Below are 12,317 nucleotides of genomic sequence, written 5' to 3'. Positions count from 1 at the left end.
GCTTAAATCCACAGCGAAAATGTTCTTTATTTGTTCTAGTATTTCTCTATGATCCTGTCAACATAATCGAAATTCCACAACGGTTGCGCCTTGTGCCTCGACTCAAGGGCCGCGTTCACTACATAAGGACAGTTCTCCCAGGAACAGTCCCTTCCCTTTGCCGATCAGAGCCTGACATGAGCGAACTCAAGACCATTTCCATCCGTGGCGCGCGCGAGCACAATCTCAAGGGCATCGACCTCGATCTGCCGCGCAACAGCCTGATCGTGATGACCGGGCTTTCCGGCTCGGGCAAGTCGTCGCTCGCCTTCGACACGATCTATGCCGAGGGTCAGCGGCGTTACGTCGAGAGCCTTTCGGCCTATGCGCGCCAGTTTCTCGAGATGATGCAGAAGCCGGACGTTGATCAGATCGAGGGTCTGTCGCCGGCGATCTCGATCGAGCAGAAGACGACTTCGCGGAACCCGCGCTCGACGGTCGGTACTGTCACCGAAATCTACGACTACATGCGTCTCCTGTTTGCGCGCGTCGGCATTCCCTATTCGCCGGCGACGGGCCTGCCGATCGAGAGCCAGACGGTGAGCCAGATGGTCGACCGGATCCTGGCGCTCGAGGAAGGCACGCGCCTCTATATCCTCGCGCCGATGATCCGCGGCCGCAAGGGCGAGTACAAGAAGGAACTCGCCGAGCTGATGAAGAAGGGGTTCCAGCGCGTCAAGATCGACGGGCAGTTCTACGAGATCGCCGAGGCACCGACGCTCGACAAGAAATACAAGCATGACATCGACGTGGTGGTCGACCGCGTGGTGGTGCGCCCCGACATTGCAAGCCGCCTGGCCGACAGTCTGGAAACCTGCCTGCGTCTCGCCGACGGTTTGGCTGTTGCCGAATATGCCGACAAGCCGCTGCCGCCGGAGGAAACCGCGGCTGGCGGTTCGGCCAACAAGTCTTTGAACGAAACGCATGAGCGCGTGCTGTTCTCGGAGAAGTTCGCCTGCCCGGTTTCCGGCTTCACCATTCCAGAAATCGAGCCGCGGCTTTTCTCCTTCAACAACCCCTTCGGCGCCTGCCCGACCTGCGACGGTCTCGGCAGCCAGCAGAAGATCGACGAGGCACTGATCGTGCCCGAGGCCAACCGCAAGCTGAATGACGGCGCGATTGCGCCCTGGGCCAAGTCGAGCTCGCCCTATTACAATCAGACGCTCGAAGCCCTCGGCAAGGCCTTCGGCTTCAAGCTGACATCGAAATGGTCCGATCTGTCGGAGGCCGCGCAGAAGGCGATCCTGCACGGCACCGAAGAGAAGATCGACTTCCATTATGCCGACGGTGCGCGCTCCTATACCACGACCAAGACCTTCGAAGGCATCGTTCCGAACCTAGAGCGGCGCTGGAAGGAGACCGACAGCGCCTGGGCGCGCGAGGAAATCGAGCGCTTCATGTCCGCCGCCCCCTGCCCGGCGTGCAACGGCTTCCGCCTGAAGCCGGAGGCGCTGGCGGTGAAGATCAATGGCTTGCATATCGGCCAGGTGACCGACATGGCGATCCGCAATGCGGGTGCCTGGTTCGAGGATCTGCCGGCCACGCTCACCGACAAACAGAACGAGATCGCGGTCCGCATCTTGAAGGAGATCCGGGAACGACTGCGCTTCCTCAACGATGTCGGTCTCGACTATCTCTCGATGTCGCGCAATTCCGGAACCCTGTCGGGCGGCGAAAGCCAGCGCATTCGTCTGGCGTCACAGATCGGTTCGGGTCTGACAGGCGTTCTCTATGTGCTCGACGAGCCGTCGATCGGCCTGCATCAGCGCGACAATGCCCGGCTTCTCGATACGCTGAAGCACCTGCGAGACATCGGCAATACCGTGATCGTCGTCGAGCATGACGAGGATGCAATCCTGACGGCCGACTACGTCGTCGACATCGGTCCGGCGGCCGGCATTCATGGCGGCCAGGTGATCGCGCAAGGCTCGCCGCAGGACATCATGGCCAATCCGAAGTCGCTGACGGGCAAATACCTGACCGGCGAATTGGGTGTCAGCGTTCCCGCCCAGCGGCGCAAGCCGAAGAAGGGCCAGCAGATCAAGGTGGTCGGCGCCAAGGGCAACAATCTGAAGAACGTGACCGCCTCGATCCCGCTCGGGGTGTTCACGGCAGTGACCGGCGTTTCGGGTGGCGGCAAGTCGACCTTCCTGATCGAGACGCTCTACAAGGCGGCAGCCCGTCGCGTCATGGGCGCGCGGGAAAATCCGGCCGAACACGAGCGCATCGACGGTTTCGAATTCATCGACAAGGTGATCGATATCGATCAGTCGCCGATCGGGCGCACGCCGCGGTCCAACCCGGCGACCTATACCGGCGCCTTCACGCCGATCCGCGACTGGTTCACCGGTCTGCCGGAGGCTAAGGCGCGTGGCTATCAGGCCGGGCGCTTCTCTTTCAACGTCAAGGGCGGCCGTTGCGAAGCCTGCCAGGGCGATGGCGTGATCAAGATCGAGATGCACTTCCTGCCTGACGTCTATGTCACCTGCGACGTCTGCCACGGCAAACGCTACAACCGCGAGACGCTGGACGTCACCTTCAAGGGCAAGTCGATCGCCGACGTGCTCGACATGACGGTCGAGGAAGGTGTGGAGTTCTTCCAGGCGGTGCCGGCGGTGCGCGACAAGCTGCAGGCGCTCTATGACGTCGGTCTCGGCTATATCAAGGTCGGCCAGCAGGCCAATACGCTGTCGGGTGGCGAAGCGCAGCGCGTCAAGCTCGCCAAGGAGCTGTCGAAGCGCTCGACGGGCCGCACACTCTACATTCTGGATGAGCCGACCACCGGCCTGCATTTCCACGACGTCGCCAAGCTCCTGGAAATGCTGCAGGAACTGGTGAACCAGGGCAACAGCGTCGTGGTCATCGAGCACAATCTCGAGGTCATCAAGACCGCCGACTACATCCTCGACTTCGGCCCCGAAGGCGGCGATGGCGGCGGCCAGATCGTCGCCCAGGGTACGCCGGAAGAGGTGGTGAAGGTCGAGGCGTCCTATACCGGACAGTTCCTCAAGGAGCTTCTGGAACGGCGACCTGTGAAGAAGGTGCAGGCGGCGGAGTGATCCGCCGCAGCGGCTACCAAAGACGTCGGACGCCGAAGCTGTCGAAGGCCTCGTCAGCACTGAGTAGAACGAGGCCTTCGAGGATGGACTGGGCAGCAAGCAAACGATCGAACGGATCTTTGTGATCAACAATCAATCGCCCAGCATGCAGGGCATGCGAGGTTTCGACAGGGAGGAAGGTGAAACGTTCGTTTATGACGAGATTATTGAAGTTGTCACAGACAGGACCTGCTTCGGGCCATTTTCCCAGACGATGTTTCGTCGCCATCTCGAAAGCCGAGACTGCGCTCACGTAAACCTCGTTGTCGCCATCGGCAAGCGTCACCCGGGCCGGGCTGCTGAGACGTATATCATTGATCAACCACCAGACCAGCGTGAGCGTGTCGAGCAGGTATCTCATTGACCGTTGTCACCAGGAAACGAGTACTTCCCTTCCCATGCCTCAAGCTCGTCCTCGGACATCGGCTCAAGAAAAAGCTTGGGCGGAAGCGTTCCTTGCAAGTGCGCCAATGCGCCTGGCTTTCGCTGCGGGTTTCGTGTCTCCAGCGAGGCAAGAGGCACGAGTTTCGCAATCGGCTCGTCACCGCGCGCAATGATGATTTCTTCGCCGGCTTCGACGCGGGCGAGCAGTTTAGAGAGTTCCGTCTTGGCCTTGTGAATGGTGACGACCGTCATCGCGCGCTCCCGGGCTGATTTTTATATTAGCTAATCCCCTAGCTAACTTCAATGGGAGGTATTTCATGACCAAATCAGGCACGATCCGCACGGGCATCGGCGGCTGGAGCTTCGATCCGTGGGACGACAGTTTCTATCCATCCGATCTGCCGAAGAAGCGCCAGTTGGAATATGCCAGCCGGCAGCTGACGGCGATTGAAGTGAACGGCACCTATTATTCCAGCCAGAAGCCGGCGACGTTTGCGAAATGGGCATCGGACGTGCCGGAGAATTTCGTCTTCTCGCTCAAGGCCAGCCGGTTTTGTACCAATCGCAAGATCCTGGCGGAGGCCGGGCCTTCGATCGAGAAGTTCGTGCATCAGGGTATCGAGGAGCTCGGGCCGCACCTGGGGCCGATCCTCTGGCAGTTCATGGGGACGAAGAAGTTCGAGCCGCAGGACTTCGAGGCCTTCCTCGAGCTCTTGCCGAAGACGTTGAACGGGCTGCCGCTTCGGCATGTGGTCGAGCCACGGCATGAGAGCTTCCAGGTGCCGGAATTCATCGACATGCTGCGCCGGCATGGTGTGGCAGCCGTCTGTGCCGATCATCACGACTATCCGATGTTTGCAGACCCAACGGCAGACTTCGTCTATGCCCGCCTGCAAAAGGGCGACGACGAAACGCCGACCTGCTATCCGCCGAAGGAGATCGATGCATGGGCGAAGCGGCTGAAAACCTATGCCGCCGGCGGTGTTCCTGACGATCTGCCGCTGGTCGCGAAGGAAAGCCCGGCCGAGCAGAAACCGCACGACGTCTTCGCCTTCTTCATCTCGGGCGGCAAGGTCAATGCCCCGCGAGGCGCTGTCGAGCTGCAGGAACGCGTCGGGTGATCTGCTTGGCGCTGACGCTCACCAATTTGTGACATTGGCGAAACTGGACTAGGCTCGGTCGCAGAGTCGCGGTCGCGACCGCATTCTGGACCGGCATGCTTCCCTCTTTGGACGTGCGCGTCCAGAGTTCAGGAGTTCGGGGCACTTCCATGTCGGGCATCGCCGTTTTCATTCATCTGGCTGGCGCCGTCGCGCTGCTCCTCTGGGCGACCCGCATGGTTCGCACCGGGATCGAGCGGGCCTATGGCGGCGTGTTGAAGGACAAGCTGCGCCATGCGGTGGACAACCGGTTCTCCGCTGCCTTTGCCGGCTTTCTCTTCGCCGTGGCGCTGCAGAGTGCGACCGCCGTCGCCCTGATCGTGGCCTCCTTTTCGGCGGCCGGCTATGTGCTGCCCGCAATCGGCGTGGCGACGCTGCTCGGGGCCGATTTCGGCTCCGCCTTCGTCGTTCGGATTCTGCGCTACGATCTCTCCCTGCTGGTTCCGGTGCTGCTGCTTGCGGGCACGGTTGCTTTTCGCGCCTCGGAAGCACGTGGCTGGCGGCAGCTCGGCCGGATCCTCTTCGGGCTCGGGCTGCTTCTCCTGTCGCTCCGCCTCATCGGCGAGGCATCGGAGCCGCTTCGCGAAAGCCGCATCCTGCCGGTGCTCTTCAATTACCTCGCCAGCGACTGGATTTCGGCGTTTGCGCTCGCAGCCCTTCTTGCCTGGGCTTTCCATTCCAGTGTGGCGGCCGTGCTGCTCGTGGCCTCGCTGGCGGACAAACACCTGCTGCCGGATGCGCTGATCATTCCGCTGGTGCTCGGCATCAATTTCGGCGCGGCGATCATTGCAGCCCTTCTGACCAAGAATGCCGAGGCCAATGCGCGGATCGTGCCGCTCGGCAATGTCGTGATCCGTGGCCTGATGACGCTGATCGCGCTCGCGGCTCAGTTCGCCTTTGCGGTGAGCCCGACTGTCTTCTCGACGCAACCCGGCGATTCCGTCGTTCTTGCCCATCTGGCACTGAACGGTGCGGTTCTGGTTCTAGGGTTGCCCTTTGCGGGCCTCGTCGCCGCGACCCTTGAGCGGCTTCTTGCGCGCTCGGATGAGCGCGCGGCCAATGACGACCGGCTTTCCGCGCTCAACATTGCAGATCTTGCGAACCCGCAGCAGGCGATTTCGAACGCGACGCGGGAAGTGCTTGCCGTCTGTGACAAGACGGAGGTGATGCTGAACGGGATCTTCGACCTGTTCGAGTGCTGGGATCCGAAGAAAACGCAGCGCATCGAAACGATGGACGACCAGATCGACACGATCCATCGGGACATCAAGTTCTACCTCGCTCGCATCTCGGAAACCGCGCTGGATCAGGCCTCTGCCGCGCAGTGCCAGAACCTGCTGGGGGCGACGATCAAGATCGAGCAGGCCGCCGACATCATCTCGCAGAACATGCTGACCCGGGCGCGCAAGAAGAACGAGCGCAACGTGGCCTTCTCGGCGGAGGGCTGGGCGGAACTCTGCGCCATGCACAACGAGGTGCTGCAGAATGCGCATCTCGCCTTCAATCTTCTGGTGACCCGGGATCTCCAGCATGCCCGCCAGCTCGTGGCGCGCAAGGAAGCGATCCGGATGCTGGTGAAGACCAGCGAGGAGAGCCATCTGCAGCGTCTGCGGCAGGGCAATGCGGCAAGCTTCGAGTCGAGCTCGCTGCATATCGACACGATGCGTGACCTCAAGGAGATCAACTCGCTCTTCGTCTCGATCGCCTATCCGCTGCTCGAGGGTCAAGGCCTGCTGCGACGCAGCCGTCTGGTTCAGCCGGCGGAATTATGAGCTGTTCTATCAATCTGGCCTGATATGGGCCACGAGATCTTCCGCGGTCATACCCTGCCCTGCCCTAGAGGCTGCCTGGCCATGCAAGTGGACACCGGCGCAGGCGGCCTCGAAGGCGTGCATGCCGTTTGCGATCCTGGCACCGATGATCCCGGCCAGGACATCGCCGGACCCCGCCGTCGCCAGGGAGGGCGGAGCCTCCTCTTCGATCGCGGCCCGGCCATCGGGCGCGGCAATGACGGTGTCGGCGCCCTTGTAGACAACGATACCACCGATCGCCCGCGCGGCAGCGATCGACTTCTCGACCTTCCCAAGTTTCTCCTCGGACGCGATGTCCGGAAAGAGCCTAACGAATTCGCCCTCATGCGGGGTCACGACGAGCCGGGGCTCTTCGCTGGAAAAGGCAATCGAGAGTTCGCCGGCCATGTCCTTGAAAGCCGAAATGCCATCGGCATCGAGGACCAGGCTCCGGCTGGCTTCTCCCAGGATGAGCGCGAAGCGACGCGCACGATCGAGATCCCCAAAACCCGGTCCGAGCACGAAGGTCGAGCGGCGGCTGTCTTCGAGCCACGAGGAGAGGTCTTGCGCCGTATCAAGCCGCGTCAGTATCACCGCCGTCAGATGTCCGGCATTGATGGACAAGGCCGAGGCGGGGGATGCCAGCGTGACCAGGCCTGCCCCCGCCTTCAACCCCGCAGCTGCCGTGAGGCGCGCCGCACCTGTCGCAGTTTCGGGGCCGGAAAAAACGGTCAGATGGCCACGGCGATATTTGTGATCCGTCGCTAAGGCGGCTCTCTCGCGTCCCGCCCAAATGCCGGGACCGTTGACCCAGAGCCCTTCCGCCTCATGCTCTACAATGCGCCGGGGGATACCGATGTCGAACACCTCGACTTCGCCGCAATGGAGGCGACCGGGAAGCAGCAGGTGTCCAGGCTTGCGCGTCATGAAGGTCACGGTATGGCATGCCTTGAAGGCTGCACCCCGGACAGCGCCCGTCGCACCGTCAATGCCCGAGGGAAGATCGATCGCCAGGACGGGCAGACCCGCTTTCCCGACCGCGTCGACAACGGATTTCGCTCCATGGGGGATATCCCTTGCCAAGCCTGCACCGAAGAGACCGTCGATCACCACGTCGCCGGGCATTGGATCATAACGGTCAAGCGGGGCCACCGGAAGATCACAATCCGCCTCTGCCCGCGCGGCGTCGCCCTTCAGAAGCGCCAGATCCACCAGACTGAAAAGGGCAACCTGCGCGCCGCTCCGGGCGAGAGCAGCGGCGGCGACGTAACCGTCACCGCCATTGTTGCCCGGACCGCACAGGACCACGAAACGCAGGGCCTGCGGATAGTGGCGCAGGGCCGAGGCTGCGACGGCCTCTCCTGCCCTTCGCATCAGGCCGTAGCTATCGATGCCCGAGCGCGCGGCGGCGGCATCGACGCGGCCCATTGCCTGGGGTGTCAGAAGGAATTCGGTGTTCGATCGGTTCATGTATCGAAGTTAGACCACAAACCATCCCTTGCGCAAAGATGCACGATTTTAGGCAGTCACAGATGCTCACTTCGTGTGCAATTGCCTTATAATTAGCCTTATTCATTCGAGATAACGCAAGCACCACAAGGGCTTACCGTGCACCCGCCGGCATAAAAAAGATTGCCCAAAAGCGTTATTTTGATCGAAACGGGCTGGCTTTTCCGGCCATTTTGCTGGAGATTTGCCCGGTCGGACGGAGGAGGCGCAGGATTTCGCACGATTTTCGCGAAAGATTGGCACATTCCATGCATCCAGCCCGGCGGGCGGGGCTCATCCTGCTTTAATGAGGAAGCGGAGAGAAATTTTCTCATGAAAAAGATCGAAGCGATCATCAAGCCCTTCAAGCTCGACGAAGTGAAGGAAGCCCTTCAGGAAGTCGGTTTGCAGGGTATCACCGTGACGGAAGCCAAGGGCTTCGGTCGTCAGAAGGGCCATACCGAGCTCTATCGTGGCGCCGAATATGTCGTGGACTTCCTGCCCAAGGTGAAGGTCGAAGTGGTACTGGCCGACGAAAACGTGGAGGCCGTCATCGACGCCATCCGCAATGCTGCCCAGACGGGCCGTATCGGCGACGGCAAAATCTTCGTTTCGAACGTCGAAGAAGTCGTCCGCATTCGTACCGGCGAAACCGGTATCGACGCCATCTAATCGGACCCGACATCAAGGGAGGTCGGGTTTAAATCGTCAGCTCACGCGAGGACATAAAAAATATGACGACCGCAAACGATATCCTGAAACAGATCAAGGACAACGACATCAAGTTCGTCGACCTGCGCTTTACCGATCCCAAGGGCAAGTTGCAGCATGTGACGATGGACGTGACCTGTGTGGACGAAGACATGTTCGCCGATGGCGTCATGTTCGACGGCTCCTCGATCGCCGGCTGGAAGGCCATCAACGAGTCCGACATGGTGCTGATGCCGGATCCGGCCACCGTGCACATGGATCCCTTCTTCGCGCAGTCGACGATGGTCATCCTCTGCGACATTCTCGATCCGGTCTCTGGCGAAGCCTATAACCGCGACCCGCGCGGCACCGCCAAGAAGGCCGAAGCCTATCTGAAGGCATCGGGCATTGGCGACACCGTCTTCGTCGGTCCGGAAGCCGAGTTCTTCGTCTTCGACGACGTCAAGTATAAGGCGGACCCGTACAATACCGGCTTCAAGCTCGATTCGACCGAACTGCCGTCGAACGACGACACCGACTACGAGACCGGCAACCTCGGTCACCGTCCGCGCGTCAAGGGCGGCTACTTCCCGGTTCCGCCGATCGACAGCCTGCAGGACATGCGCTCCGAAATGCTGACGGTTCTCGGCGAAATGGGCGTCGTCGTCGAAAAGCATCACCACGAAGTGGCAGCTGCCCAGCACGAACTCGGCATCAAGTTCGACACGCTGGTGCGCAACGCCGACAAGATGCAGATCTACAAGTATGTCGTGCATCAGGTCGCCAATGCCTATGGCAAGACGGCTACCTTCATGCCGAAGCCGATCTTCGGCGACAACGGCTCGGGCATGCACGTGCACCAGTCGATCTGGAAGGACGGCAAGCCGACCTTCGCTGGCGATGAATATGCCGGCCTGTCGGAAAGCTGCCTCTACTATATCGGCGGCATCATCAAGCATGCCAAGGCGATCAACGCCTTCACCAACCCGTCGACCAACTCCTACAAGCGTCTGGTCCCGGGCTACGAAGCACCGGTTCTGCTCGCCTATTCCGCGCGCAACCGCTCGGCGTCGTGCCGAATCCCCTTCGGCACCAACCCGAAGGCCAAGCGCGTCGAAGTCCGCTTCCCGGACCCGATGGCGAACCCCTACCTCGCCTTCGCCGCCATGCTGATGGCCGGCCTCGACGGCATCAAGAACAAGATCCATCCGGGCAAGGCCATGGACAAGGATCTCTACGACCTGCCGCCGAAGGAGCTGAAGAAGATCCCGACCGTCTGCGGTTCGCTGCGTGAAGCGCTGGAGAGCCTCGACAAGGATCGCAAGTTCCTCACCGCCGGCGGCGTCTTCGATGACGACCAGATCGATGCCTTCATCGAACTGAAGATGCAGGAAGTCATGCGTTTCGAAATGACCCCGCATCCGGTCGAATTCGATATGTACTACTCGGCCTGATCCATCAGGTTTCGATCCAGGTGCCGGCGGAGAGATCCGCCGGCGTTTTTTCTTGGTCGAAGACAAGCGCCGACGCGAATTGCGCTTTCTCGCCGCCCAGGCTCGGGTTAGCAATGTGGCGTCTTCTTCTCATGTCACGGTTCCGATGGCGGCCTCCCAGAATATCTCCTCCCCGCGCCTGTTCGACTGGATCCTGTTTCTCCTGGCGCCCCTGTTCTTTTCGTCGAACCTGATCTTCGGCCGCGGCATCACCGGCGAAGTCGGCCCGTTCACGACGGCACTGCTGCGCTGGCTGGGGGCAGCGCTCTTGATGTCGCCCTTCATCTGGCAGGAACGGCGGGCTTGCCTATCCTTCGTGCGCCAGCACACGGCCCTTTGGCTCACGCTGGGCATCCTTGGCATGGGGATCTGTGGCGGTGTCGTCTATTGGGCGCTGACGCTGACCACGGCATCGAACGCGACCTTGATCTACACGACCTCGTCGCTCTTCATCATCCTGTTTCAGTGGCTGTTTCAGAAGCGGGCGATCACGAAGCTCGAGCTGCTGGGGATGGTGATCGCCTTTTCCGGCGTCGTGGCGATCGTGCTCAAGGGGCATCCCGAGGCTTTGCTTTCGCTGAGCTTCAACATCGGCGACCTGGCGATCCTGGTGGCGGCAATTGCGTTTGCGGCCTATTCGCTGCTCTTGCGGCGTCCCTCGGTGCGGGAGATGCCACCTCTGCCACTGTTTGCGCTGCTCGCTCTGTCGGGTGCGATCGTTCTCATCCCACCGGGCGTGGTCGAGATGGCGTCCGGCGGCCTTCTGCCGGATACGATGACGGAATTCGCCAAGCTTGCCGGCATCATCCTCTTTGCATCACTTGCCGCCTTCTACTGCTTCCAGCATGCCGTCCAGGTCTTCGGACCGGGGATTGCCGGCATGACGCTCTATCTTATGCCGCCAATGTCTATCCTCATGGCCGTCGTCTTTCTCGGCGAGCACTTCGAGCGTTACCACGCCGTTGGCATCGTTCTGGTCACCGGCGGCTTGATGCTCGCGACCGCACCGGGGCGGAAGGCGGGCTAGGTGTGGCAGGCTGCCACGGTGTCACACACCATCCCTTGATTTTGCCGGGCTTTCTTCCCAAATATGACAGGGAAAGGAAGTCAAGCCATGAAACAACGAAGCGCTAAATTTGGTATCGGGGACGTCGTACGGCATAAGTTCTTTCCGTTCCGCGGCGTGATCTTCGATGTTGACCCGGAGTTCGCGAATTCCGAGGAGTGGTGGAATGCGATCCCGGCCGAGGTGCGGCCGCACAAGGATCAGCCCTTCTATCACCTGCTCGCCGAGAATTCCGAGACGGAATATGTGGCCTATGTGTCCGAGCAGAACCTCGAACGCGACCAGAGCCAGGAGCCGCTGCGCAATCCGCAGATCCAGCAGATCTTCGAACCGCAGCAGACTGGCCGCTACAAGCCGAAGATGAACTTCGCGCACTGACGGTCTTCCAGATACCAGATACGAAGAAGCCCGCGTCTTGCGACGCGGGCTTCTTGCATTTCACTGCTATGGCGGAGCTTAGTTGCCCTGTTTGGCAGCGTTCTGGGCGTCGGTGATCGCCTTGTTGCGCTCTTCCTGCTTCTTCTGCATGGCTTCCTGCAGGAGACGCTGGCGTTCTTCGGCCTGCGACTGCGACATGGCCTCGCCTTCGAATGCGCCGGTGAAGCCGGTCAGCGGGATCTTGATCGGGTTCGGCGCGCGGCGGAAGTTGATCGAGGTAAACACGACCTCGCCACCCTTCTTCAGGCTGTCGATGATCGCATCGGTCAGCGGGATTTCGGCGGTGCAGCGATCCGGCAGGCAGACTGCGTAGTCGAGCTTGGTGCCCTTGCCGCCGTCAATCTGCATCATCACGCCCGGCGGGATCAGACGGGCCGAGGGAACCGTGACCTGCAGCAGCTTGCGATTGACCTTGCCTTCAACCGTGATCAGGCCGACAGCGGTGATCAGCTGGCCATTGGCCGCCACGAGCTGGTTCTGAACGACGCAGACATCGGATTCTTCCTGCTTGGCGCAGGTCTTGAACCACTTGGCCGAGTTCGGTGCAGCAGCGGCTTCCTGAGCCTGCGCGACAACCGGCATGGCGCTGGCAGCGAAGGACAGTGCGAGTGCAGACACAGCCGTCCGCGTTGCGTTGCTAAGTTTGAACATCATACGTATTCCGTCTCCTG

Annotated in this window: 11 protein-coding genes; 7 read left to right on the top strand and 4 right to left on the bottom strand. The window is 61.0% G+C overall.

Annotated elements, in window-relative coordinates; translation table 11 throughout:
* Positions 1–176: 176 nt before the first annotated feature.
* Positions 177–3,098 (top strand): excinuclease ABC subunit UvrA, encoded by a 2,922-nt coding sequence (uvrA, locus tag M1E12_RS07965; protein WP_479564298.1) that lies wholly within the window; start codon positions 177–179, stop codon positions 3,096–3,098.
* A 13-nt stretch (positions 3,099–3,111) separates the two neighbouring features.
* On the opposite strand, the gene M1E12_RS07960 is transcribed toward uvrA, so the two are convergent.
* Positions 3,112–3,498 (bottom strand): type II toxin-antitoxin system VapC family toxin, encoded by a 387-nt coding sequence (locus M1E12_RS07960; protein WP_479564297.1) that lies wholly within the window; start codon positions 3,496–3,498, stop codon positions 3,112–3,114.
* On the bottom strand, positions 3,495–3,773 hold the full coding sequence (locus M1E12_RS07955; RefSeq protein ID WP_479564296.1) for a type II toxin-antitoxin system Phd/YefM family antitoxin: 279 nt from the start codon (positions 3,771–3,773) through the stop codon (positions 3,495–3,497). Before M1E12_RS07955 ends, M1E12_RS07960 begins: the two co-directional genes overlap by 4 nt.
* 65 nt (positions 3,774–3,838) lie before the next feature.
* On the opposite strand from M1E12_RS07955, the gene M1E12_RS07950 reads away from it, so the two are divergent.
* Positions 3,839–4,642: a DUF72 domain-containing protein gene (locus M1E12_RS07950; protein WP_479564295.1), complete on the top strand. Its 804-nt coding sequence runs from the start codon at positions 3,839–3,841 to the stop codon at positions 4,640–4,642.
* Positions 4,643–4,791: 149 nt separating this feature from the next.
* Positions 4,792–6,453, top strand: coding sequence for a Na/Pi cotransporter family protein (locus M1E12_RS07945; RefSeq protein WP_479564294.1), 1,662 nt, complete (start codon positions 4,792–4,794; stop codon positions 6,451–6,453).
* A gap of 9 nt (positions 6,454–6,462) precedes the next feature.
* Here M1E12_RS07945 and M1E12_RS07940 read toward each other — a convergent pair whose 3' ends face one another.
* A complete protein-coding gene (locus M1E12_RS07940) occupies positions 6,463–7,941 on the bottom strand; it encodes an NAD(P)H-hydrate dehydratase (protein ID WP_479564293.1) in 1,479 nt (492 codons plus the stop codon).
* Between the two features lie 351 nt (positions 7,942–8,292).
* On the opposite strand from M1E12_RS07940, the gene M1E12_RS07935 reads away from it, so the two are divergent.
* The 4 genes from M1E12_RS07935 (at position 8,293) to hspQ (ending at position 11,586) form a co-directional block, all read left to right on the top strand.
* On the top strand, positions 8,293–8,631 hold the full coding sequence (locus M1E12_RS07935; RefSeq protein ID WP_006727717.1) for a P-II family nitrogen regulator: 339 nt from the start codon (positions 8,293–8,295) through the stop codon (positions 8,629–8,631).
* A 62-nt stretch (positions 8,632–8,693) separates the two neighbouring features.
* Positions 8,694–10,103, top strand: coding sequence for a type I glutamate--ammonia ligase (glnA, locus tag M1E12_RS07930; RefSeq protein ID WP_113461335.1), 1,410 nt, complete (start codon positions 8,694–8,696; stop codon positions 10,101–10,103).
* Positions 10,104–10,248: 145 nt separating this feature from the next.
* Positions 10,249–11,169: a DMT family transporter gene (locus M1E12_RS07925; RefSeq protein ID WP_479564856.1), complete on the top strand. Its 921-nt coding sequence runs from the start codon at positions 10,249–10,251 to the stop codon at positions 11,167–11,169.
* An 87-nt stretch (positions 11,170–11,256) separates the two neighbouring features.
* Positions 11,257–11,586 (top strand): heat shock protein HspQ, encoded by a 330-nt coding sequence (hspQ, locus tag M1E12_RS07920; protein WP_006727720.1) that lies wholly within the window; start codon positions 11,257–11,259, stop codon positions 11,584–11,586.
* A gap of 78 nt (positions 11,587–11,664) precedes the next feature.
* Here the strand turns inward: hspQ and M1E12_RS07915 are convergent, their stop codons facing one another.
* Positions 11,665–12,300, bottom strand: coding sequence for an invasion associated locus B family protein (locus M1E12_RS07915; RefSeq protein WP_479564292.1), 636 nt, complete (start codon positions 12,298–12,300; stop codon positions 11,665–11,667).
* Positions 12,301–12,317: the final 17 nt, after the last annotated feature.

The organism is Rhizobium sp. K33, from assembly GCF_056501445.1.
The sequence above is the reverse complement of the archived record's forward strand: the minus strand, read 5'-3'. Positions and strand labels throughout refer to the sequence as shown.